19 protein-coding genes are annotated in these 22,435 nt (G+C 72.4%); 12 read left to right on the top strand and 7 right to left on the bottom strand.

The genetic code is table 11. The annotated features are described in order from the left end of the window. Positions 1–33: 33 nt before the first annotated feature. Entirely contained in the window at positions 34–927 is an 894-nt protein-coding gene (gene rsmI, locus RNL97_RS13145; protein ID WP_199814240.1) for a 16S rRNA (cytidine(1402)-2'-O)-methyltransferase, read from the top strand. Here rsmI and RNL97_RS13140 read toward each other — a convergent pair whose 3' ends face one another. Genes RNL97_RS13140 through RNL97_RS13120 form a run of 5 tightly spaced genes read right to left on the bottom strand, consistent with a single transcriptional unit; the run spans position 928 to position 4,873 of the window. Then, on the bottom strand, positions 928–1,989 hold the full coding sequence (locus RNL97_RS13140; protein ID WP_243314210.1) for a serine hydrolase domain-containing protein: 1,062 nt from the start codon (positions 1,987–1,989) through the stop codon (positions 928–930). It lies immediately after the preceding gene. Continuing rightward, positions 1,986–2,927, bottom strand: a complete 942-nt coding sequence (locus RNL97_RS13135; protein ID WP_030588976.1) for a DUF6895 family protein — start codon at positions 2,925–2,927, stop codon at positions 1,986–1,988. The genes RNL97_RS13140 and RNL97_RS13135 overlap by 4 nt, the downstream gene beginning before the upstream one ends. After that, positions 2,924–3,982: a DUF6895 family protein gene (locus RNL97_RS13130; RefSeq protein WP_030588978.1), complete on the bottom strand. Its 1,059-nt coding sequence runs from the start codon at positions 3,980–3,982 to the stop codon at positions 2,924–2,926. The genes RNL97_RS13135 and RNL97_RS13130 overlap by 4 nt, the downstream gene beginning before the upstream one ends. Next, positions 3,979–4,686 (bottom strand): hypothetical protein, encoded by a 708-nt coding sequence (locus tag RNL97_RS13125; RefSeq protein WP_030588981.1) that lies wholly within the window; start codon positions 4,684–4,686, stop codon positions 3,979–3,981. The genes RNL97_RS13130 and RNL97_RS13125 overlap by 4 nt, the downstream gene beginning before the upstream one ends. A 10-nt stretch (positions 4,687–4,696) precedes the next feature. Then, on the bottom strand, positions 4,697–4,873 hold the full coding sequence (locus RNL97_RS13120) for a hypothetical protein (protein ID WP_007455151.1): 177 nt from the start codon (positions 4,871–4,873) through the stop codon (positions 4,697–4,699). 452 nt (positions 4,874–5,325) lie between these two features. Here RNL97_RS13120 and RNL97_RS13115 point away from each other — a divergent pair, with 452 nt between their 5' ends. From RNL97_RS13115 to RNL97_RS13065, 11 genes are all read left to right on the top strand, one after another. Next, positions 5,326–5,697 carry a hypothetical protein gene (locus tag RNL97_RS13115; RefSeq protein ID WP_030588984.1) on the top strand — a complete coding sequence of 124 codons (372 nt, stop codon included), beginning with the start codon at positions 5,326–5,328 and terminating at the stop codon, positions 5,695–5,697. 176 nt (positions 5,698–5,873) lie between these two features. Further along, positions 5,874–6,749: a TatD family hydrolase gene (locus RNL97_RS13110; protein ID WP_030588988.1), complete on the top strand. Its 876-nt coding sequence runs from the start codon at positions 5,874–5,876 to the stop codon at positions 6,747–6,749. Positions 6,750–6,857: 108 nt separating this feature from the next. Further along, positions 6,858–8,189 (top strand): ubiquitin-like domain-containing protein, encoded by a 1,332-nt coding sequence (locus tag RNL97_RS13105; protein WP_308381857.1) that lies wholly within the window; start codon positions 6,858–6,860, stop codon positions 8,187–8,189. Beyond that, positions 8,186–9,058, top strand: coding sequence for a 16S rRNA (adenine(1518)-N(6)/adenine(1519)-N(6))-dimethyltransferase RsmA (rsmA, locus tag RNL97_RS13100; RefSeq protein WP_030588994.1), 873 nt, complete (start codon positions 8,186–8,188; stop codon positions 9,056–9,058). Before RNL97_RS13105 ends, rsmA begins: the two co-directional genes overlap by 4 nt. Further along, entirely contained in the window at positions 9,055–9,954 is a 900-nt protein-coding gene (locus tag RNL97_RS13095; RefSeq protein WP_243314209.1) for a 4-(cytidine 5'-diphospho)-2-C-methyl-D-erythritol kinase, read from the top strand. The genes rsmA and RNL97_RS13095 overlap by 4 nt, the downstream gene beginning before the upstream one ends. An 81-nt stretch (positions 9,955–10,035) precedes the next feature. Beyond that, a complete protein-coding gene (locus tag RNL97_RS13090) occupies positions 10,036–11,388 on the top strand; it encodes an acyltransferase family protein (protein ID WP_030589000.1) in 1,353 nt (450 codons plus the stop codon). 145 nt (positions 11,389–11,533) lie between these two features. Next, positions 11,534–13,351, top strand: a complete 1,818-nt coding sequence (locus RNL97_RS13085; protein ID WP_030589003.1) for an ABC-F family ATP-binding cassette domain-containing protein — start codon at positions 11,534–11,536, stop codon at positions 13,349–13,351. Positions 13,352–13,426: 75 nt separating this feature from the next. Continuing rightward, positions 13,427–15,079 carry an outer membrane protein assembly factor BamB family protein gene (locus tag RNL97_RS13080; RefSeq protein ID WP_243314208.1) on the top strand — a complete coding sequence of 551 codons (1,653 nt, stop codon included), beginning with the start codon at positions 13,427–13,429 and terminating at the stop codon, positions 15,077–15,079. A 236-nt stretch (positions 15,080–15,315) separates the two neighbouring features. Continuing rightward, the gene (locus tag RNL97_RS13075) at positions 15,316–17,232 is read left to right on the top strand and encodes an outer membrane protein assembly factor BamB family protein (protein ID WP_313750714.1); all 1,917 of its coding nucleotides are present in this window, start codon (positions 15,316–15,318) and stop codon (positions 17,230–17,232) included. 85 nt (positions 17,233–17,317) lie between these two features. Continuing rightward, positions 17,318–19,225 (top strand): outer membrane protein assembly factor BamB family protein, encoded by a 1,908-nt coding sequence (locus RNL97_RS13070; protein WP_030589011.1) that lies wholly within the window; start codon positions 17,318–17,320, stop codon positions 19,223–19,225. Between the two features lie 252 nt (positions 19,226–19,477). Then, positions 19,478–20,254 carry a response regulator transcription factor gene (locus RNL97_RS13065; RefSeq protein ID WP_030589014.1) on the top strand — a complete coding sequence of 259 codons (777 nt, stop codon included), beginning with the start codon at positions 19,478–19,480 and terminating at the stop codon, positions 20,252–20,254. Positions 20,255–20,282: 28 nt separating this feature from the next. On the opposite strand, the gene RNL97_RS13060 is transcribed toward RNL97_RS13065, so the two are convergent. Further along, complete coding sequence (locus RNL97_RS13060; RefSeq protein ID WP_030589018.1) at positions 20,283–20,591, bottom strand: hypothetical protein; 309 nt, start codon at positions 20,589–20,591, stop codon at positions 20,283–20,285. A gap of 15 nt (positions 20,592–20,606) precedes the next feature. Next, positions 20,607–22,277, bottom strand: coding sequence for a sodium:solute symporter family protein (locus RNL97_RS13055; protein WP_030589021.1), 1,671 nt, complete (start codon positions 22,275–22,277; stop codon positions 20,607–20,609). Positions 22,278–22,435: the final 158 nt, after the last annotated feature.

Here is a 22,435-nt window from a genome sequence, read left to right as displayed (position 1 = left end):
ATCTGTGCGAAGGGCGCTGCCCGTGCTGCGAGGATGGCTGATGTGACTGGAACGACTGGAACGCTCGTGCTCGCAGGGACCCCCATCGGCGATGTGGCGGACGCCCCGCCCCGCCTCGCCGCCGAACTGGAGCGGGCCGACGTCGTCGCCGCCGAGGACACCCGGCGGCTGCGCCGGCTCACCCAGGCGCTCGGCATCCACACCTCGGGGCGTGTCGTCTCCTACTTCGAGGGGAACGAGTCCGCCCGGACGCCCGAGCTGGTCGAGGCCCTCGCCGGTGGCGCCCGGGTGCTTCTCGTTACGGATGCCGGGATGCCCTCCGTCTCCGACCCCGGCTACCGGCTCGTCGCCGCCGCCGTGGAGAAGGACATCCGCGTCACCGCCGTGCCGGGGCCGAGTGCGGTGCTCACCGCCCTCGCCCTCTCCGGGCTGCCCGTCGACCGGTTCTGCTTCGAAGGGTTTCTGCCGCGCAAGGCCGGTGAACGGCTCTCCCGGCTCCGCGAGAACGCCGGCGAGCGGCGCACCATGGTCTTCTTCGAGGCCCCCCACCGGCTCGACGACACCCTCGCAGCCATGGCCGAGGTCTTCGGCGCCGAGCGCCGCGCCGCCGTCTGCCGCGAGCTGACCAAGACGTACGAGGAGGTCAAGCGCGGGCCCCTCGGCGAGCTGGCCGTGTGGGCCGCCGACGGGGTGCGCGGCGAGATCACCGTCGTCGTCGAGGGCGCCGCCGACTCCGGGCCCGAGGAGCTGGACGCCGACGAGCTGGTGCGGCGCGTACGGGTGCGCGAGGAGGCGGGGGAGCGGCGCAAGGAGGCCATCGCCGCCGTCGCCGCCGATGCCGGGCTGCCGAAGCGGGACGTGTTCGACGCGGTCGTCGCCGCCAAGAACGCGGAGAAGGGTGCGGGAAAGGCCCCGAAGGCTCAGTAGCTACGGCGTCTCCGTCAGCAGTGCGTACGCCGTCGCCACGAACGTGTCCGCCCGGTGCACCCGCCGCGTCGCCGTCGCCGCCACCGCGAGCCCCGTCTCCGGGCGGAAGCCCAGGAACGCCTGCTGGCCGAGGGTCGCCCCGGCGTGGAAGAGGACCGGGCCGTACGGGGACGGGTGGCGGAACCACGTGAGCGTATGGGTGTGCGCGTGCCGCCAGCCGCGTCGCAGCACCGGGCGCCGGACCTCCGCCAGCGCCGCCGTCAACGTCGGGTCCCGGGGGTCGGACCCGACGCCCGCATGCGCCTCCAGGAACGTCAGCAGGTCCAGCGGGGCCGCCCGGACCGCGCCCGCCGCCGCGAAGCCCCCGGTGTCCAGCGCGGGCACCGGCGTGCCGTCGCGACGGTGGCCCACCGCGTCCGTGCCGTCCGGGCCCGGGCGCACCCGGGTCGCCTCCAGGCCCAGCGGGGCCAGCACCTGCTGGTGCAGCAGGACCTCCCACGGGGTTCCGGTGGCCGCCGCCAGGGTGTGGCCGAGCACCGAGACGGCGAAGTTCGAGTAGTGCCAGCGGGTACCGGGCCGGTGGCGCGGGCGGGCCCGCAGGAAGGCCCGGACCACCCGGTCGGACGGGTAGCCGCCGTACGGGTCGGTCGACCAGCGGGGCACCGCCTGCGGGTAGAAGTCGGCGGGCAGGCCCGGCAGCCCCGAGGTGTGGGTGAGCAGATGGCGCAGGGTGATCCGGCGTACCGCTGGGTGCACCGGGAAGCCCGGGGCCAGCAGGTCCGCCGCCCGGTCCTCGTACCGCACCCGGCCCTCCGCCACCAGCCGGGCCAGCAGCAGCCCCGCGTACGGCTTCGACGCCGAGCCCAGTTCGTGGGCCAGCTGCTCGCGGGGGACCGGGCCCGGCTCCGCGCTTCCGCCGGTGTGGACCGTGCGCACCCCGTTCCGGCTGACCGCGAGCACCAGATCGGGCGCGTCGACGGCCCGTCCGGCCTCGGCGAGGAGGCGGGCGGTGGCCGCCGGGGAGCCGGGGGCGGTCACGCGGACCGCGGCCGTGTCCGTCATGCCGGGGCCGGGGACGCGCTGAGGCCGGACAGGGCGCGGGACATCGCCAGCGCCGAGGCGAACGCGGCGACCAGCGTCGGGTGGTAGACCAGGTCGAACACCGACTCCTCGTCCCCCTCCGGCATACCCCCGACCACCGGCATCGCCCCGTCCGGCTCCTGGGCCTGCGCGAACCCGGTCCAGGCCGCCGGGTCCAGGGCCGGTTCCGGCAGGCAGGCGTCGACCACCAGCAGTTCGCCCAGCAGGTCCCAGCGCTTCAGGTCCAGCCAGTCGTCCAGCCAGACCGGCAGCCAGAGGGCCAGGTACTCCGCGATGTCGGCGGGGAGTCCGGCCGGTTTCTCGCCCCAGTCGGTGAGGTGGAACACCGTGTGCGTGATGTCGTAGCCGATATGGCCCTCCACCGTCCACGGTTCGGGCCTGCGCGCCAGCCAGGTGTGGGCCAGCGCCGCCGTCTCCGGAACGCTCGGCTCCACCCCGAACCGGCGCTCGATGGCGCTGAGGCCGAGCCGCCGCACCGGCAGCACCTCCAGCGCCGCCCAGCTGGCCAGGCGGTGGTTGAGCCGGATCGCGGACTCCAGGTCCGGCTGCCGGTAGCCCAGCTCCCGGAACGGTACGTAGACCTCCAGCGGCACCGGCGAGAGCGGTTCGCGCCGCTGGCCCTCCAGCAGCCGTTCCCCGGAGCCCAGCAGCTCGTGCCAGGCGTGGTCCAGCAGCTTGTGGGCGAGGGAGGACTGCTGCGAACCGGCCACCCCCTCGCGGAAGATGACCTTCCCGATCAGCGCCAGCTCACCCAGCGGCTTGAACCGGTCCAGCATCCCCGCCTCCGGGGACGGGTCCGTCTCCAGCCGGAAGCCCTCGCGGTGTTCGTACAGCCAGCCCAGGGCCTTGGCCCCGACGTCGTGGATCTGCTGGATGCCGCTGGGGGTGCCGCTGCTCATGGGGTGTGCCTTTCCCGGCCGGGAGTCGTTTCGCGTGTCTGCTCGCCCGTCCCTTCGCGCGTCCGCCGCAGCGATCCGAGGGACAGGGCCGCCGCGAAGGCCGTGACCAGCGTGGAGTGGTAGCAGTCGATGAAGGGGTACGGGTCGGGCGACGGGTCCTCGGCCGGCACACCGGTCTCCGGGACGCAGCCGGTCGGGTGCTGGACATCGACCAGCACCGGCCAGACCGCGTCCAGCAGCTCCACGGGGGCCGGGCCCGGCAGCGACGCGGCCACCGCCAGCAGCTCGCCGGTCAGGTCCCACTGGCGGCTCTCCAGACAGCCGTCCGCCCACGCGGGCAGCCAGGTCCGCAGATAGCCGTCGATCTTCTCCGGCACCCGGTCGGGCATCCGGCCCCAGTCGGTGAGGTGGAAGACGGTGTGGGTCAGCGCGTAGCCGGAGGGGCCCTCGAACATCCACGGCTCGGACAGACCGCCCAGCCAGGTCCGGGACAGCACCCCGCCCGCGTCCGTGTGGGTGACCACGCCCACCCGGCGCTCGGAGTTGACCAGCCCCAGCTGCCGGTTCGCGTGCTGCTCGGTGTGCGCCCAGGCGCGGGTCGCGGTGAGCGGGCGGGCCAGCGCCTCGAAGCCCTCGTGGCGCAGCCCGTACCCGGCGAAGGCGGCGTAGATCTCGTACGGGTACGCGGCGAACGGCTCGGCGCGCAGCAGCTCCAGGAGCAGCGCGCCCTCGTGCACCTGCCCCCAGGCGTACGTGACCAGGTCCCCGGCCCGTTCGTGCTCCGGGGTGCCGGGGGCGGTCGTGCGGCGGATCGCCGAGCCGAGCTGGGCCAGCTCGCCCAGCGGCTTCAGCGTGGCGTTGACCTGGGTGCGGGGTTCCAGGACGTCGTCGGGGAGCGCGAAGCGCGTGCGGTGCGCGTCGGTCCAGGCGAGGGCGGAGCTCAGGACTCCGGGGAGGACGGCGAGCGCGGCCCCACAGGCCCCGGAGGAGGAGGCGCGCTCCTCAGGACCCGGCCCGGGGCGGCCCTGCGGGTCCTCGGTCGCGGTCGTCGTCACCGGGCCCTCGCCTCGGCCATCAGCCGGGCGGCCCGCACATGGAGCGTCACCCGGGGGTCGTGCCCGCCCATCAGCTCGACGAAGTCCAGGCCGCGGTCCAGGCCCAGGGTGGCCGGTTCACCGCCGATCGCCGCGAGCCAGCGGCCCGCGCCCGCCGCCTGGAGCCAGTCGCGCCGCCGCACCGCGCGGACGAAGCCGCGCGACAGGTCGACGGCCCGGTTCGCCGCGGCCCGCTGCACGGCCGAGGGGGCGGCCGGAACGGCGAGCGGTGCGAGGACCGAGAGCTGGTGGGTGAACGCCTGCCAGGGGGCCTCCTCCAGCCAGGCGGCGTCCGGCTCCGCGTACGTGCCGGGGGCAGCGGCGCCCGGTGCGGGCGGCGCCATCCGCTGGAGCGTGGAGATCATGTGCCAGTGGCTCCAGGCCGTGGCGGCCGGAGCGTCGGGCTTGGGCGGGAATTCCCGCACCGCCCGGTCGAGTACGGCGACGTCCCCCGGATGCGGATGGCGTCCGTACAGAACACTCGGCAGCAGCAGGTCGGCCCCGATGACCCGTACCGCCGCGATTCCGGTCCGATTCTCCTCGTCGATTCCCGCCGCGCCGCACACCGTGGCGAGGTGGTCCCCGCTCCGAAGAGCGAGGACCACCTCTGTTGCCAGGTCATGCACGGCACCCGCCAGGGGCGACGAAGCATGTGTCTGGTCCATGTGCCGGCGACTAGCCCTTCTTCGGGCGCGGGGTCGGAGGCGAGAGCAGCAGGGCTCCGCCGCCTGCGAGGAGCGCCAGGTAGGCGCACTCGCGGGAGTCGCGGTACAGACCTTCGACCTCACCGGGGTTGAGAGCGGCGTCGAGGTCGAGCTCGATGTCGGTGGCAGTGGTATCCGTGGTGAACATGGGTTGTTCCCCGTCCTGTGGGAAATGGGGTGGACGTAATGAGTGAAAAGGAGGAAGGGGGACGTCGCAAATCGGGAGCGGCATCCGGGGAAATAGTGCATTCAATTGAATGGTGAATTCATGAGGTGCGGATGGGGCTGAAAGCCCGGTATCGCAAGGAAGAGGGAGGGGGTGGACGGGGGTGGTGCGCGGGCGCGTTCACGACCGGCGCGCGGCGCGCTCGGGGGCGCTCGGTGGGCCGGCGGTCACGCGCTGTCCTGCCGCGCTCCTCGCCCCGGCCATGCGTCGGCAAAGGGCGGCCAAAGGAGGCCAAGAACGCATCAACAATGCCTCTGAGCTGGTGCGTCCATCCGGGCGCAGGTGTCCACTGGAAGGGACGGGCCACCTGTTCGAACCCCTCGGGCGGGTCGGCCGTCCCCGGAGCGCGTGTCCGGCGGACAAGAGGAGCAGGCATGAGCGAGATCGCAGCGACCACTGTCCATGAGGCGTACGCCTTCGCCTGCATGAAGTGCGGGTACGGCTGGGAGCAGTCCTACGAGATAGAGCACCACGTCGACGTGCACGGTCATGCGTTCGTGGTCTACACGGCGGACGGCGAGCGGGTGCCGTCGCCGCTCTCCACGCCCACCTGCGCCAACTGCGGCGGGCATGTGGTGCGCATCATGCGGGCGGGGCGGGTCGCGGGCGTCCAGGAGCTGCTGCGGAAGCAGCAGACGCCGCAGACCTCGGAGAGCAGTGCGGAGGACCGTGCGGTGTCGACCGCCGCCACGCCGGACCGGCACTGGCGGCTGTCCGATCTGCTGCACCCGTTCCACCGCAGGTGACGCCTCCCGCAGGCGGCCCTTCCCCTCTGCTGCACCCGTTCCACCGCAGGTGACGCCTCCCGCAGGTGACACCGCCGCAGGCGGCCCTTCCCCGCAGGCGACCCGTCCCCGCGAGTGATCGCTCCGGGCCGGACGCCGGCGTCGTACGGGGGCGGGGCCCTCGTACGATCGTCGGCATGAGCCGTACCGAAGCCCCGCCGCTGCCCGAGCCCCTGCGGGTTCCGGTCGCCGACTCCCACACCCACCTGGACATGCAGGACGCCACCGTCGAGGAGGCCCTCGCCCGTGCCGCCGCGGTGAACGTGACCACCGTCGTCCAGGTGGGCTGCGACGTGGCCGGCTCCCGCTGGGCCGCCGGGACCGCGGCCGCCCACCCCGCCGTCCACGCCTCCGTCGCCCTGCACCCCAACGAGGCCCCGCGCATCGTCCACGGGTACGTCGAGGGCACCGACGGCACCGCGCGGCAGGGGGCACGGGAGCCCGGCGGCAAGGCGGCACTGGACGAGGCGCTCGCGGAGATCGACGCACTGGCCGCCCTCGACCACGTACGCGGGGTCGGCGAGACGGGCCTCGACTTCTTCCGTACGGGTCCTGAAGGCGTCGCCGCCCAGGAGGAGTCCTTCCGGGCCCACATCGAGATCGCCAAGCGGCACGGCAAGGCCCTCGTCATCCACGACCGCGACGCGCACGCGGACGTGCTGCGGGTGCTGGCGGACGCGGGCGCGCCCGAGCGGACGGTGTTCCACTGCTACTCCGGCGACGCCGACATGGCCCGCATCTGCGCGCGGGCCGGGTACTTCATGTCCTTCGCGGGCAACGTGACCTTCAAGAACGCCCAGCCGCTGCGGGACGCCCTCGCCGTCGCCCCGGCCGAGCTGGTCCTCGTCGAGACGGACGCCCCCTTCCTCACCCCCGCGCCGTACCGCGGTCGGCCCAACGCGCCCTACCTCATCCCCGTCACGCTCCGCGCGATGGCCGAGGTGAAGGGCCTGGAGGAGGACGTGCTGGCCGCCGCGATCTACGACAACACGGCGCGGGCGTTCGACTTCTGAGCCCGGGTGCGCACGCTGCGTAGCCGTGTCGCTTTGGAGAGTCACCACTGCTCCGCTATCGTCCCCGCGCACGACGGGGGCGGCAGCGGGCGGATCTTCGGGAGCGGCGTGAACGGCGTGAACACTTCGCAGGACAGGCGTATCGACGCGTTCCATGAGCAGCTGACGCTGGCCGACGGGGCGTGGACGGCGCGCCCCGCCGCCCACGCCCCGACCGTCGTCGACACCCCGCTCGTCAACACCCCGTTCACCGGGCCGCCGCCGCTCACCGTGCCCCGGCAGGGACCCACCCGCGCCGACGCCCGGCGGGCCGCCAAGCGCCGCCGGAGACGCGTCGCCGCCCCCGAGAACCTGAAGCTGAGCCGGCTCGTCCCCCGGGCCCTGGTCGTCGCCTTCCTGGCGGGCGGCACCACCGCGTTCGTCGCCCACGACAAGGCCGTCCGGCTGGAGGTCGACGGCACGCCCCGCACCCTGCACACCTTCGCCGACGACGTCACCGAGCTGCTGGAGGAGGAAGGCGTCACCGTCGGCGCGCACGACCGCGTCTCCCCGGACCCCGGAGCCGGCCTCGACCACGGCGACGAGGTCGTCGTCCGCCACGGGCGGCCCGTCACCCTCACCCTCGACGGCGTCCGCCACCGGATCTGGACGACCGCCGACACCGTGGCCGGGGCGCTGCGCGAGTTCGGGATCCGGGCCGAGGGCGCGCACCTCTCCGCCGCCCGCTCCACCCGGATCCCCCGCACCGGCCTGACCCTCACCGTCCGCACCGAACGCGCCGTGACCTTCATGGCCGACGGCCAGGAACGCACCCTGCGCACCAACGCCGCCACCGTCCACGAGGCCCTCGCCCAGGCGGGTGTCACCCTGCACGGCCGGGACACCACCTCCGTCGACCCCGCGAGCTTCCCGCGCGACGGCCAGACGATCTCCGTCATGCGGATCACCGACACCCGCGAGGTGCGCGAGGAGACGGTCCCGTACGCCGTCGAACGCAGCGAGGACCCCGAGCTGTTCCGGGGCACGGAGGTCGTCGAGCGCGCGGGCCGCAACGGTGTACGCCGGGTCACGTACGCCGTCCGGACCGTCAACGGCGTCCGGCAGAAGCCGCGCCGGGCCGCCGAGGAGCTGGTCCAGATGCCGGTGAGCCGCGTCGTGCGCACCGGCACCCGGCAGCGGCCCGACTCGGTGGCCGGGGCGGACGGGCTCAACTGGTCCGCGCTCGCCGCCTGTGAGTCCGGCGGGCGCCCCGACGCGGTCGACCCGAGCGGTACGTACGGCGGGCTGTACCAGTTCGACACGCGGACCTGGCAGTCCCTCGGCGGCAGCGGACGGCCCCAGGAGGCGCCCGCCGCCGAGCAGACGTACCGGGCGAAGAAGCTGTACGTGCAGCGGGGGGCGAGTCCGTGGCCCCACTGCGGCCGTAGGCTTACCGGGTGAGCAGCACAGAGCCCGACGCCCTCCTGGGGCCCGCAGACATCCGCGACCTGGCCGCGAAGCTGGGCGTACGCCCCACGAAGCAGCGCGGTCAGAACTTCGTCATCGACGCCAACACCGTCCGCCGCATCGTGCGCACGGCCGAGGTCCGCCCGGACGACGTGGTCGTCGAGGTCGGCCCCGGGCTCGGCTCGCTGACCCTGGCGCTGCTGGAGGCGGCGGACCGGGTGATCGCCGTCGAGATCGACGACGTGCTCGCTGCCGCGCTGCCCGCCACCGTCCAGGCCCGGATGCCGGAGCGCGCCGACCGCTTCGCCCTCGTCCACTCCGACGCCCTGCTGGTCACCGAGTTGCCGGGCCCCGCGCCGACCGCGCTCGTCGCGAACCTCCCGTACAACGTGGCCGTGCCCGTCCTGCTCACGATGCTGGAGCGTTTCCCCAGCATCGAGCGGACCCTCGTCATGGTCCAGTCCGAGGTCGCCGACCGCCTCGCCGCCCGCCCGGGCAACAAGGTCTACGGCGTGCCGTCGGTGAAGGCCAACTGGTACGCGGACGTGAAGCGCGCCGGGGCGATCGGCCGCAACGTCTTCTGGCCCGCCCCGAACGTCGACTCCGGGCTCGTCTCGCTCGTCCGGCGCACCGAGCCGCTCGCCACCGAGGCCTCCCGCGCCGAGGTCTTCGCGGTCGTGGACGCGGCGTTCGCCCAGCGCCGCAAGACGCTGCGCGCGGCCCTGTCCGGCTGGGCCGGTTCCGCGCCCGCCGCCGAGGCCGCGCTCGTCGCCGCCGGGATCTCGCCGCAGGCGCGCGGCGAGGCGCTGACCGTGGAGGAGTTCGCGGCGATCGCGGAGCACAAGCCGGAGGTGTCGGCATGACCGCCGCTGTCACCGTCCGCGTCCCCGCCAAGGTCAACGTCCAGCTCGCCGTGGGCGGGGCCCGCCCCGACGGCTTCCACGACCTGGCCAACGTCTTCCTCGCCGTCGGCCTGTACGACGAGGTCACCGCGACCCCCGCCGACGAGCTGCGCATCACCTGCTCGGGGCCGGACGCCGCGCAGGTGCCGCTGGACACCACCAACCTCGCCGCCCGCGCCGCCCTCGCGCTCGCCGAGCGGTACGGCATCGACCCCGCCGTCCACCTCCACATCGCCAAGGACATCCCGGTCGCGGGCGGCATGGCGGGCGGCAGCGCCGACGGGGCCGCCGCCCTGGTCGCCTGCGACGCCCTGTGGGGGACCGGCGCGAGCCGCGACGAATGCCTCGCGATCTGCGCGGAGCTGGGCAGCGACGTGCCGTTCAGCCTGGTGGGCGGGGCCGCGCTCGGTACGGGACGCGGCGAGAAGCTGACCCCGATCGAGGTCGGCGGCACCTTCCACTGGGTCTTCGCGGTGGCGGACGGGGGCCTCTCCACACCCGCCGTCTACGGGGAGTTCGACCGCCTCACGGCGCAGGCGGAGGTCTCCGAGCCGACCGCGTCCCCCACCCTCCTGGCCGCCCTGCGCTCCGGCGACCCGGGCGCACTCGCGGGAGCCCTGAGCAACGACCTCCAGCCCGCCGCGCTCTCCCTGCGCCCCTCCCTCGCGGACACACTGGCGGCGGGCACGGAGGCGGGGGCTTCAGCCGCCCTGGTCTCCGGCTCCGGGCCGACGACGGCGTTCCTGGTGCCGGACGAGGAGACGGCCGAGAAGGTGGCGGCCGCGCTGCTGGCGTCCGGGACCTGCCGCAACGCGCGCGTTGCGGCGTCGCCCGCGCCGGGCGCGCACGTGGTCTGAGCTTCCTGCCGGGCGTACTCACCCCGGATCTGAGTACGGTCGCGCTGCCGCACCCCACCCGGCTCGCGCGACGTTGGGCCCATGGGATCAAGTGTTCGTGAACTGGCCGGGGCGACGCCCGCCACCCGGGACCGTTACGTCGACCTCCTCCGGGTCGCCTCGCTCGGCGCGGTCGTGCTCGGCCACTGGCTGATGGCCGCCGTCACCCCGGACGGGGTGGGCAACCTGCTCGCGGTCGTCCCGGCGCTCCAGCCACTGACCTGGCTGCTCCAGGTCATGCCGGTGTTCTTCTTCGTCGGCGGCTTCTCGCACGCGCTGTCCTACCGCTCCCTGCTCCGCAAGCGCCCCGAGGGGTCCGAGGACTCCGTCTACTCCGACTTCCTGCGCGCCCGCCTCCAGCGGCTGCTGCGCCCCACCACGGTCTTCGTCCTGGTCTGGGGCGCGGCGGCGCTGCTGGTCCAACTCCTCGGCGGGGGCGGCGGGCTGACCGGCGTGACCCTGCGCATGGTGACCCAGCCGCTGTGGTTCATCGGGATCTACCTGGCGATGGTCGCCTTCACCCCGCCGCTGCTGAGGCTGCACGAGCGGTACGGCTGGGGGGCGTTCGCCGGTCTTGCGGGGGCGGCGGTCGCGGTGGACGTCCTCCGGTTCGCCGCCGGCGTCCCCTACGTCGAGTTCCTCAACTTCGCGTTCGTCTGGCTGGCCGTCCACCAGCTCGGCTTCCTGCGCGCCGACGGCCGCGTCCGCCGTCCCGCGCTGCTCGCCGGCGGCGGCCTGGTCACCGCCTGCACGCTGGTGGCGTTCGGCCCGTACCCGCTGTCCATGGTCGGGATGCCCGGCGAGAAGGTCAGCAACATGGCCCCGCCCACCCTCGCCCTGCTGGCCCACGGCCTCTGGCTCGTCGGCGCGGTCGAACTGCTCCGCGGCCCGGCCGCCCGCCTGCTGGAGCGCCCCCGCGTCTGGGGCACGGTGGTGGCGGCCAACGGGGTGGCGATGACCGCGTTCCTCTGGCACCTCACGGCGATGTTCGGGGTGTACGGGGCGCTGCTGGCCCTCGACGTCGAGCTGCCCGAGCCCGCGTCGGCCGCCTGGTGGACCCAGGTCCCGCTGCGCCTCGCCCTCGCGGCGGCCCTGACCGCGGCCCTGGTCGCCGCCTTCCGCACCTTCGAACGCCCGGCCGCCCCCACGGCAGCCCCCGGAACCCCGGGAGCTCCCGGAGCCGGCCCGCTCGCGGCCCTCGGCGCGACGCTCTGCCTGCTCGGCGTCCTCGGCCTGTCCATGGTCGGCTTCAGCGGCCTGCTGGACGGCCGCACGGCCCTGCTGATCGCGATCCCGGTCAGCGCCCCGGCCGCCGTCGCGATGACGCTGGGCGGCTGGCTGCTGGTGGAGCGGGCGGGACGCCGCCCGGTCCCGTCCCGCGCGTCATCTTCATGAAGTCCCCACCTCAGATGTCGCCCGCACCGCTCCGACCTGGGGCTTTTTCCCATGATCGATCGCGGCACGCTATCGCACCCCGCACGGCGACTACTCTGGTACGTCGAGTGGTCCTCGCCGCAGGGACCCCCGGGACAGGAGTGAAATGGCCGTCAATCTGGTCAATGTCGAGCAGGTCAGCAAGGTGTACGGCACCCGTGCCCTGCTCGACGGTGTATCCCTCGGGGTGTCCGAGGGCGACCGGATCGGTGTCGTGGGCCGCAACGGCGACGGCAAGACCACCCTCATCCGGCTGCTCGCCAAGTTGGAGGAGGCGGACACCGGCCGCGTCACCCACAACGGCGGACTGCGCCTCGGCGTCCTCACCCAGCACGACTCCCTGGACCCGGAGAAGACCGTCCGGCAGGAGGTCATCGGGGATCTCGCCGACCACGAGTGGGCGGGCAGCGCCAAGATCCGCGACGTGCTGACCGGGCTCTTCGGCGGGCTGGCCCTCCCCGGCTTCGAGCACGGCCTCGACACCGTCATCGCCCCGCTCTCCGGAGGCGAGCGCCGCCGTATCGCGCTGGCGAAGCTCCTCATCGACGAGCAGGACCTGATCGTCCTCGACGAGCCCACCAACCACCTCGACGTCGAGGGCATCTCCTGGCTGGCCGGCCACCTGCGGACCCGGCGCTCCGCCCTCGTCTGCGTCACCCACGACCGGTGGTTCCTCGACCAGGTCTGCACCCGCATGTGGGACGTACAGCGCGGCGTCGTCCACGAGTACGAGGGCGGCTACAGCGACTACGTGTTCGCCCGCGCCGAGCGCGAGCGGATCGCCGCGACCGAGGAGTCCAAGCGGCAGAACCTCATGCGCAAGGAGCTGGCCTGGCTGCGCCGCGGCGCCCCCGCCCGTACCTCCAAGCCGCGTTACCGCATCGAGGCCGCCAACGAGCTCATCGCCGACGTGCCGCCGCCGCGCGACACCAGCGAGCTGATGAAGTTCGCCAACGCCCGCCTCGGCAAGACCGTGTTCGACCTGGAGGACGTGACCGTCCAGGCGGGGCCCAAGACCCTCCTCACCCACCTCACCTGGCAGCTCGGCCCCGGCGACCGCGTCGGCCTCGTCGGCGTCAACGGCGCGGGCAAGACCTCCCTGCTGCGCGCCCTCGCCGAGGCCGCCCGCACCCAGGGCGAGGAGCAGCCCGCCGACGGGAAGATCGTCGTCGGCAAGACCGTCAGGCTCGCCTACCTCTCCCAGGAGGTCCACGAGCTGAACCCGAACCTGCGCGTCCTGGAAGCCGTCCAGCAGATCCGCGACCGGGTCGACCTCGGCAAGGGCCGCGAGATGACCGCCGGCCAGCTCTGCGAGCAGTTCGGCTTCACCAAGGAGAAGCAGTGGACGCCCGTCGGCGACCTCTCCGGCGGTGAGCGCCGACGGCTCCAGATCCTGCGGCTGCTGATGGACGAGCCCAACGTCCTCTTCCTCGACGAGCCCACCAACGACCTCGACATCGAGACCCTGACCCAGTTGGAGGACCTCCTCGACGGCTGGCCCGGATCGATGATCGTGATCTCCCACGACCGGTTCTTCATCGAGCGGACCACCGACCGGGTCATGGCCCTCCTCGGCGACCGCGCCCTGCGGATGCTGCCGCGCGGGATCGACGAGTACCTGGAGCGCCGGCAGAAGATGGAGGAGGCGGCGACCCCCTCCGCCGCCGCCGCGCCCCGCTCGTCCTCGGCCCCCGCCGCCCCGGCCGTCTCCGCGCAGGCGTCCCGCGCCGCGAAGAAGGAGCTGCAGAAGGTCGAGCGGCAGCTCGACAAGCTCTCCACCCGCGAGACCACGCTGCACAAGCAGATCGCGGACAACGCCACCGACTTCGAGAAGGTCGCCAAGCTCGACACCGAATTGCGTGAACTCGTCACTGAGCGCGACGAGTTGGAAATGCGCTGGCTGGAACTGGCCGAGGACGCCTGACCGGACCCGTGGGGCCGGTGGGACGGCTGGTAGAACGAGACAGCCGTGACCGTACGTTCGAGGGGGACCCCACCGATGTCGCAGCCGCCGCCGCAGCAGGGCTTCGGTGCTCCGTACGAACCACAGCCGGGTGTGTACGGCGACCCGGGGCAGCCTCAGCCCGGTCCCTACGGGCAGCCGCCCCGGCCGCCTTACGGCTGTCCGCCGCAGCCGCCCACCGTGCCGTACGGCCGGCACCAGGCGCAGCCTCCGAACCGGCCTTCCGGTGGGCGCTCGCGGGGCCGCGTCACCGGTCTCGTCGCCGCCGTGCTCGCGGGGGTTCTCGTCGTCGGGGCGGGTGTCTGGTTCGTCGTCGGCGGCGATGACGGCTCCGACGGCAAGAATCCCGTCGCGAAGGAGAGCGCCGCCCCGAAGCAGCCCGGCGCCGAGCCGGAGCGGAAGACGACGCCCGCCGCGGAAGCCGCGGAGATCAACAAGGAGCGCAAGAAAGGCGAGGCGAAGGTCCGCTGGATCCAGAGGAACGGCGTGGACCTGCCGGGGGGTGGTGCATCCGCTCTCGGCCCCTGGGTCGCCGGCGGCATCGTGGCCAAGGCCATGTACCGCACGGTGTCCGGCTATTCCCTGGAGGACGGATCGCGGAAGTGGAGCGTGCGCCTGCCGGCCGACGTCTGCGCGGCACCCACTGTGCCGACCGCGGACGGGAAGATCGTCATCGGGCTCATGACCGACAGCTCCTCGGAGGATCCGGTCTGCGAAAAGCTCCGGATGATCGATCTGGCCACCGGGAAGGCAGGCTGGTCCTCGACCTTCCCGCAAGCGCCGACGCAGGACGGGCTCGCGAACATCGTCATGGCGATCAGCGGCGACGTCCTGACGATCGGGCGCGTCGGCCGTACGGACGCCTATCGGGTCAGCGACGGCAAGCACCTGTGGGGCAAACTGCCCGGGCCCTGTTATGCGTACGGCATGACGGGCGGTGCCGTCATGCTCGCCGCTGTCCGCTGCCGCGAGAAGCCGACCGGCGAGGCCTACGCCGAATTGCGGCGCATCGACCCCGTCACCGGCCGGACCGTGTGGACGTACAAGATGAAGAAGGGCTGGTCGGTCGCCGAGTTCTACTCTGTCGACCCGCTGGTGCTCTTGTTGGACAGCGGCAGGGATTCGGGTGGCAGGTTGGCGGTCGTGGTCCTGAACGCCGACGGGACCTTCCGCTCCCGACTCGTCGCCGATGTCGAAAAGGAAATCGCGGTGCAGTGCAGCGGCGCGGCGCGGGACGTGGGTGCGAACCTCGACACCTGCAGGGGCGTGGCCGCCGATGCCGACACGCTCTACACCCGCACGAGGTACACGGTCGCGGACGGGTCGCTGGCCAGCGCCGTTCTCGCCTTCGACATCACCACCGGCAAGAGGAAGTGGAAGGTCCCGGCTCCCGCCGAGCATTCCTTGATGCCGTTGCGGGTCGAGGGCGGCCGGGTGCTGATGTACCTGGCTCCGCCCTGGTCGAAGAAGAAGGGGGGCGTCGGAGGCATCGTGGCGCTCGGCCCGCAGGGCGGCCCCCTTCAACCGGTCCTGCGGCACCCCGCGTCGGCTGCGGCCATCGAGCGCACCTTCCTCGCGCCACTCGTCCTCTACGTCGACGGACGCTCACTCCTGATGCAGTCCCATGTCTCCGGAGACACCGACGAGGAGGAGCTGGAGATGCGGACGATGGTCGCCTTCGGTGACTGACCATCACTTCGGCCGCGGCGTAACGACGGCATCACAAGGCGGTTCTCCCTTGGGAACAGGGGCTGGCCCGAATCGGTACCCGACGCCCGGCGGGTGGTACAAAGAAGCCCCGCCCGACTGTCGTAACACTGCGGAAGCCATGCCCGATTCGCTCCTTTCCGAGGGGGATTGACCCTCTTGGGAATGCGGGGGAGACCGGATCGCGCACCGGGCCGCACGAAGGGGGACGCGCTGATATGAGCCAGCCGCCCAGCCAGCAACCGCCGCAGGGAGGCTTCGGGGCTCCGCAGGAGCCGCCGAACGGAGCTCCTCAGCCGCCCCAGGGCCAGCCGAATCCGGCCGATGCGCCGCAGACGCCGCCGCCCGCGCAGCCTCCGGCGCCCCCTGCCGGTCCGCCGCAGACGCCCCCGCCGGGCGCCCCGGCGTACGGCTACCCGCAGCAGCCCCCGGCGCAGTCCGGCTACGGCTACCCGCAGCAGCCCGGCCAGGCCCCCGGCCCGTACGGGCAGCAGGCCGGGCCCTACGGCCAGCAGGCCGGGCCCTACGGCCAGCAGCCCGGGCCCTACGGTCAGCAGGCCCCGGGCCCGTACGGGCAGCAGGCTCCCGGTCCGTACGGGCAGCAGCCCCAGACCGGTTACGGCTACCCGCAGCAGCAGTACCCCGGTGCCCCCGCCCCCGGCGGACCGGGCTCCGGCGGCGGGTTCCTCAAGGGCAAGACCGGCATCGTCGTCGCGGCGGCGCTCGCCGTGGTCCTGGCGGCCGGGACGGGCACCTGGTTCCTCGTGAGCGACAGCGGTGACGACGACCCGAAGAAGCCCGTCGCCACCGGCAGCAACGACCCCAAGGCCCCCAGCGAGTCGCCGACGGTCGACGAGGGCGACGGCAGCGGTGACGGGCGCGAGGCCGGCGACGACCTCAACGCCGGGCGCAAGCCGGGCGAGGCCAAAGTCGCCTGGCTCCAGAAGAACGACGTCGACCTGCCGCGCAGCGGCTCCTCCGTCCAGGGCCCCTGGTTCGTCGGCGACGTGGTCGCCAAGGCCATGTACCGCAGCGTGTCCGGCTACTCCGTCGCCGACGGCAAGCAGAAGTGGAAGCTCGATCTCCCCGCCGACGTGTGTGCCACGCCCAACTCCCCGACCCCCGACGGCAAGATCGTCATCGGGGTGAAGAACGGCACCACGGACCGCGCCGACTGCTCCGTCCTCCAGATGGTCGACCTCAACACCGGCAAGGCGGGCTGGAAGAAGGAGGTCAAGCAGAACGGGACCTGGGACTTCCTGTCGGACATCGGCCTGGCGATCAGCGGGGACACCGTCGCCGTCGGGCGCACCGGCAACTCCAACGCCTACCGGGTCAGCGACGGCAAGGAGCTGTTCGGCAACCCCGAGGGCAACTGCAAGCCCTTCGCCTTCTCCGGGGGCGAGAAGCTGATCGCCGCGGCCAGCTGCCGCACCGACGACGTCAAGAACCCGCAGCACCAGGTCCAGGAGCTGAACCCGGCCACCGGCAAGCCCCGGTGGACGTACGCGCCGCCGCGCGGCTGGGAGGTCAGCAAGGTCTACTCCTCCACCCCGCTCGTCGTGCGGCTGGAGCACGAGGAGAAGAAGCAGTACACCATCGTCGCGCTCACCGAGAGCGGCAAGCTCCGCTCCCAGCTCGTGCCCGGCAAGAGCAACAAGCTCACCGCCGACTGCGGCAACAGCTTCGCGATCTTCGGCGAGAAGCTCGAAGGGTGCAGCGGCGTCGCCGCCGACGCCAACACGTTCTACATCGCGACCGAGGACGACAGCAGCGGGACCGCCCGGACGAACAAGGTCGTCGCCTTCAACCTGAACACCGGGAAGCCCAAGTGGGAGGCGCCCGCCCCGGCCGAGCGCGTGCTGAAGCCGCTGGGCATGGAGGGCGGCAACGTCCTGCTCTACATGCGGCCGAAGTACGACACCGCCGGCGCCATCGTGACCCTCCCGCCGACCGGCGGCACCCCCACGACGCTGCTCCAGCACCCGTCGGGGGCCGGCCGGGTCGAGAACGGCTTCTTCTCCTCCAAGGTCCTCTACCAGGGCGGCCGCTCCTTCGTCTTCAGCCAGCGCGTGAGCGCGAGCAACGACGAGGAAGAGCTGGAGCAGACGACGATGCTGGTGTTCGAGAAGTGACGGCTCTCCCCGGCACCCGAACCCAGCCGGCCGCTCCCGGCCCCACGCTCTCCCCCACCCACACGTCCCCCGAGGTACGCACGCCATGACCCAGCCGCCGCAGCAGCCGCCCCACCCCGACGAGCCGTCGAACACGCCGCCGGAAGCACCGAACACGCCCCCGGCACCGCCCGCCGGTGGGTTCGGTGCGCCGCAGGACCCGCCGCCCGGGGGCTTCGGCCGGCCGACTCCGCCGCCCGCGGACCCCTTCGGCAAGCAGCCACAGCAGCCGCCCGCCGCCCCGCCGCAGCCGCCCGCCGCGCCGCAGGACGCGCCCGCCGGGGGCTACGGCACCCCGCCGCCCCCGGCGCCGGGCAGCTATCCCACCCCGCCCGCGCCGCAGCCCAACGGCTACGGCTACCCCCAGGCCCCGCAGCCGGGGTACGGCTACCCGCAGGCGCCCGCAGGCCAGCACGGGATGCCGCAGCAGGCGTACGGCTACCCGACCCAGCCGATGCAGCCGCAGTACGGGGGCCCGCAGCCGGGCGGCAACGGGGGCAAGAAGTTCTCCACCCAGATGCAGATCATCGTCGCCGCGGCCGTCGCCGTGGTGCTGATCATCGGCGCCGGGGTCATCTACTCCACCACCAGCGGTGACGGCGACGGCAAGAACGAGGCCTCCTCGTCCGGCTCCACCGGTGGGGGCGGCAAGGGCGGCGAGGGCAGCGGACTGGCCGGCGGCAGCGAGAAGGTGCCCGCCAACACCAAGTCCAAGGTCGCCTTCCAGGTGCCGCAGCCTGTGGTCAAGGACATCGTGACGGTCGAGGGCTCCTGGCTCACCGACAAGGCGTACGTGAAGTCCGGGATCAACGAGATCAACGGCTACGACCGCGACAAGGGCACCAAGCTCTGGTCCTTCCCGCTGCCCGGCGAGATGTGCACGGCGTCCCGGCACGTGAGCAAGGACTACAAGACGGCCGTCGTCTTCCAGGAGACGAAGCCGACCAAGGAGAACAAGTACCCGTCGTGCAACCAGGTCGGTGTGATCGACCTGGCCGCCGGGAAGCTCCTGTGGAGCAAGAGCGTCACCTCCGCCACCGGCGGCGACCGGCCGGTCTCCTTCGACGAGGTCACGCTCAGCGGGACCACCGTCGCGGCGGGCGGCACCTCGGGCGGCGCGGCCTTCAAGCTGGCCGACGGCGCCGAGCTCTGGAAGCCGAAGGTCGGCGCGGACGGCTGCTACGACCGCGGTTACGCGGGCGGCGAGGCCCTTGCCGTGGTCCGCAAGTGCGGTACGTACGACAGCCCGCAGCTCACCGTGCAGGCGCTCAACCCGACCTCCGGCGAGCCGCTGTCCTCGTACCAGATGCCCGCCGGCGTCGAGTACGCGCACATCGTCTCCACCAAGCCGCTGGTGGTCGCGGCCGACGTCGGCGACACCGCCGGCGACGGCAGCGGCATCTCCGACTTCTTCTCGATCGACGCGGCGACCGGCAAGCTGAAGGTCCGTATCCCCGCCGACGCGGAGAAGTACGCGGGCGACTGCGACTCCACCGAAGTCGAGAAGTGCCAGAACATGGCCGTCGGCAACAACCGGCTCTACCTGCCGACCGAGCGCCACGAAGGGACCGGCGAGTACGGCGACACCAACGAGGTCGTCGCCTTCGACCTGGACACCGGAAAGCTCCTCGGCGGCCGGGCGGACGCGGGCGACCGCCACATCCTGACCCCGCTCCGGATGGACGGCACCAGCGTCATCGCCTACAAGGAGGCCCCCTACGACAAGGGCGGCCAGGTCGTCTCCATCGACGGCGAGACCTTCAAGCAGACCACGCTGATGGAGAACCCGGACGACGAGGCCATCCGCAAGGCGGAGAAGCGCTTCAGCATCGGCTCGGCCGAACTCCTCTACTCGGACGGGCAGTTCTACATGGCCGCCACGTCGGTCCACAAGCCGAGCACCGTCACCCCCGACGAGAAGGTCTACCTCGTCGTCGCCTACGGCACCGACTGATCACCCCGCCCCTTCCGGGCGACAACAGGCCCCGCCGGTCGATCTCCCGACCGGCGGGGCCGATCGTTTTCCGCCCCACTTGCTCCTGACGTGATCACCTACCGCAGGTCAACGGAGGCCGAACGGTGCGGAATTCGGCAATCCCACGAGCTTCTCCGACGTAAGCGCCGCGCGGCGTCGGACGAGCGTGTACCTTGCCGGGTCAGGAGTCCGGGGGGCCGGGCGTACAGGGCTTTTGGGGGCTGAGGACCGATGGGCGTGCGGCTCATGGTGGTCGACGATCACCGTCTGCTCGCCGAGGCACTCGCCTCGGCGCTGAAACTCCGCGGGCACCGGGTGCTCGCGGCGGCGGCGCCGACCTCCGGTGCCGCGGAACTGGTCGTCAGCAGGGCCCCGGAGGTCTGCCTGTTCGGTACGGCCTCGCCCGCCGCCCCCGGCGTCTTCGACCCGATCACGCGTATCGGCCAGGAACGCCCGCAGGTGGCGGTGGTGGTCCTCGGGCCGGTGCCCAGTCCGCGCGGGATCGCCGCGGCGTTCGCCGCCGGGGCCGCGGGGTACGTCCGGCACGACGAGCGCATCGAGGGCGTCGAGCGGGCCATGCTCAAGGCGCGGGCAGGGGAGAGCGCCATCGCCCCGCAGCTGCTGCGGGGGGCCTTCGCCGAGCTGCTCGATCCGGCGGCCCAGCCCGACGACGAGGGGCGGCGGCTGCTGCGGATGCTCACCCCGCGCGAGGCCGAGGTGCTGGTACGGGTCGCCGAGGGCGAGGGCACCCGGCTGATCGCGGCCGGGATGGACATCGCCCCGAGCACCGCCCGCACCCATGTCCAGCGGGTCCTGATGAAGCTCGGGGTCGGCTCCCGGCTGGAGGCGGCGGCCCTCGCCGCCCGCACCGGGCTCCTGGAGCGCGCCGCGGCGAACGGCGGCGCGCCGCGGGGCCCGTACGCCCCCGGGGGAACGCGCGGAACGCACCGGGAGAACACCCCCGGCGGTACGCAGCAGGGGCCGTACGTTCCCGGACAGCGCGGGTGACGTACGGCCCCTGGGGGCGCGCGGCGGATCAGTCCGCGTCGGCCCCCGGCGCCCGCTCCGGCTCCGCTTCCGGGGCCGCCGGAGCCTCGGCCGGGCGCAGCTTCATCCAGACCAGGAAGAACAGGCCGAGCGCCAGCATGGCGAGGCCGGTCCACAGGTTTATGTGGACGCCCTCGGCCTTCTTCAGGTCGGCGTCGGACGGGCTGAGCCCGGCGATGGTGACGATCACTCCGTAGACCACGAACAGGCCGCCGATGATCCGCCGGATGTCGAAGAGACGGGCCGCGGTCGCGGACTTGCGCTCCAGCTCGGAGACTTCCTTGTGCAGGTCGGACATGGTGAGTGCCTCCGATCAGAACGAGTAGGGGATGTAGCACGCGGCGGCGAGCACGATCGCGCCCCAGCCGAGCAGCGCCGGCTTGCGGTACCAGGCCCTGTCGGCCTCCTCCAGCTCCTCGTCGGGGCTCGGCGACTCGGTCCCGTACACCAGACCGGCCAGCTCCGCCTCGGGCTTCGGCGCGGTGAAGAGGGTGACGACGACCATGACGACGGCTCCGGCGACGAAGCCGACGATCGCGGAGACGAAGTTGGCGCCCTGGTCGGAGGGGATGTCGATGATCCCGCCCTTGTAGATCCAGAAGTAGTTGATCATCGCGGCCGCGGTACCCGCGACCAGGCCCCAGACGCCGGACTTCATCGAGGCCCGCTTCCAGAACATGCCGATGATGAAGACGACGAACATCGGGACGTTGAAGAACGAGAACAGCGTCTGGAGGTAGCTCATGATGTTCGAGAAGCTGGCGGCGATGAACGCCGTGCCGATCGAGGCCAGGACGCCGATCGCCGTGATCAGCCGCCCGAACCTCAGGTAGTACGTGTCCGGCCTGTCCTTCACCACGTACCGCTGCCAGATGTCGGTGGTGAACACCGTGTTGAACGAGGAGACGTTGGCCGCCATGCCCGCCATGAACGCGGCGAGCAGACCGGTCACCGCGATGCCGAGGACACCGTTGGGGAGCAGCTCCTGCATCAGCAGGGGTATCGCGTCGTTGTAGGTCAGGTCGGAGTCCGGGGTGCCGATCTTGGGCACGATCACGGCGGCGACCAGGCCCGGGATCATCACCGCGAAGACGATGAAGATCTTCGGGAAGGCGGCGATCAGCGGGGTGCGCTTGGCGGCGGAGAGGTTCTTCGCCGAGAGAGCGCGCTGCACCTCGGCGAAGTTCGTCGTCCAGTAGCCGAAGGACAGCACGAAGCCGAGGCCGAGGATGATCGTCAGCCAGTTGGCGCCCAGCGGGTTGGGGTCACCGATGCCGGTGCCGCCCCAGGCGGTCATGAAGTCCCCGCCGTGCTGCTTCGTCAGCGAGTCGCTCATGGCGTCCCAGCCGCCGACCCGCTTCAGGCCGAGGACGGTGAGGGGGATCAGCGCGGCGAGGATGACGAAGAACTGGAGCACCTCGTTGTAGATCGCCGAGGAGAGCCCGCCGATCGTGATGTAGACCAGCACGAACAGGCCCGCGACGACGATCGCGACCCACTGCGGCCAGCCGAGGAGCGCCTCCACGACGATCGACAGGGCGTAGAGGTTGACGCCCGCGATGAGGATCGCCGCGAACGCGAAGAGCACGGAGCTCAGCAGGTGCGCGGACCTGTCGAACCGCTGGAGCAGGAACTCCGGCACCGAGCGCACCTTGGAGCGGTAGTAGAACGGCATCATCACCAGGCCGAGGAAGACCATGGCGGGGATCGCGCCGATCCAGTACCAGTGCACCACCGCGACGCCGTACTGCGCGCCAGTGGCCGCCATGCCGAGGATCTCGGTGGCGCCGAGGTTCGCCGCGACGAAGGCGAGCCCGGTCACCCAGGCGGGCAGGGACCGTCCGGAGAGGAAGAAGTCGAGGCTCGTCCTGACGCTGGCACGGGCCATGAAGCCGATGCCGAGGACGACGACGAAGTAGATCGCCAGGATGGCGTAGTCGAGCCCGTTCGTGGGGAGCCGAAGCCCTTCGGCCAGTGTGTGCATGGGGGGTACTCGCTTCGTATCGCGAACTTAACCCGACGGAACTTACGCCGTCATGTTCGAGAAATGAACAGTCTCGTTGGCGTTCTTTGTTCGATCGTGATCGAGTGCGGGTGAATGTCCGGGTATGCGGCCCGCGCTCCCGGCGCTGGACCCGCCGT

Origin of the sequence: Streptomyces parvus, from assembly GCF_032121415.1 — a bacterium.
Classification (GTDB): domain Bacteria; phylum Actinomycetota; class Actinomycetes; order Streptomycetales; family Streptomycetaceae; genus Streptomyces; species Streptomyces globisporus_A.
Note: the sequence above shows the minus strand (reverse complement) of the source record. Positions and strands in the feature narration are given on the sequence as shown.

Excerpts from the sequence above, each read along its gene's own strand:
- RNL97_RS13140 (WP_243314210.1), bottom strand. The coding sequence starts at position 1,989 with ATGACGGACACGGCCGCGGTCCGCGTGACCGCCCCCGGCTCCCCGGCG.
- RNL97_RS13090 (WP_030589000.1), top strand. The coding sequence starts at position 10,036 with ATGGGATCAAGTGTTCGTGAACTGGCCGGGGCGACGCCCGCCACCCGG.
- RNL97_RS13070 (WP_030589011.1), top strand. The coding sequence starts at position 17,318 with ATGACCCAGCCGCCGCAGCAGCCGCCCCACCCCGACGAGCCGTCGAAC.
- rsmI (WP_199814240.1), top strand. The coding sequence starts at position 34 with ATGGCTGATGTGACTGGAACGACTGGAACGCTCGTGCTCGCAGGGACC.
- RNL97_RS13085 (WP_030589003.1), top strand. The coding sequence starts at position 11,534 with ATGGCCGTCAATCTGGTCAATGTCGAGCAGGTCAGCAAGGTGTACGGC.
- RNL97_RS13125 (WP_030588981.1), bottom strand. The coding sequence starts at position 4,686 with ATGGACCAGACACATGCTTCGTCGCCCCTGGCGGGTGCCGTGCATGAC.
- RNL97_RS13115 (WP_030588984.1), top strand. The coding sequence starts at position 5,326 with ATGAGCGAGATCGCAGCGACCACTGTCCATGAGGCGTACGCCTTCGCC.
- RNL97_RS13135 (WP_030588976.1), bottom strand. The coding sequence starts at position 2,927 with ATGAGCAGCGGCACCCCCAGCGGCATCCAGCAGATCCACGACGTCGGG.
- RNL97_RS13120 (WP_007455151.1), bottom strand. The coding sequence starts at position 4,873 with ATGTTCACCACGGATACCACTGCCACCGACATCGAGCTCGACCTCGAC.
- RNL97_RS13055 (WP_030589021.1), bottom strand. The coding sequence starts at position 22,277 with ATGCACACACTGGCCGAAGGGCTTCGGCTCCCCACGAACGGGCTCGAC.
- RNL97_RS13060 (WP_030589018.1), bottom strand. The coding sequence starts at position 20,591 with ATGTCCGACCTGCACAAGGAAGTCTCCGAGCTGGAGCGCAAGTCCGCG.
- RNL97_RS13065 (WP_030589014.1), top strand. The coding sequence starts at position 19,478 with ATGGGCGTGCGGCTCATGGTGGTCGACGATCACCGTCTGCTCGCCGAG.
- RNL97_RS13110 (WP_030588988.1), top strand. The coding sequence starts at position 5,874 with ATGAGCCGTACCGAAGCCCCGCCGCTGCCCGAGCCCCTGCGGGTTCCG.
- RNL97_RS13095 (WP_243314209.1), top strand. The coding sequence starts at position 9,055 with ATGACCGCCGCTGTCACCGTCCGCGTCCCCGCCAAGGTCAACGTCCAG.
- RNL97_RS13075 (WP_313750714.1), top strand. The coding sequence starts at position 15,316 with ATGAGCCAGCCGCCCAGCCAGCAACCGCCGCAGGGAGGCTTCGGGGCT.
- RNL97_RS13080 (WP_243314208.1), top strand. The coding sequence starts at position 13,427 with ATGTCGCAGCCGCCGCCGCAGCAGGGCTTCGGTGCTCCGTACGAACCA.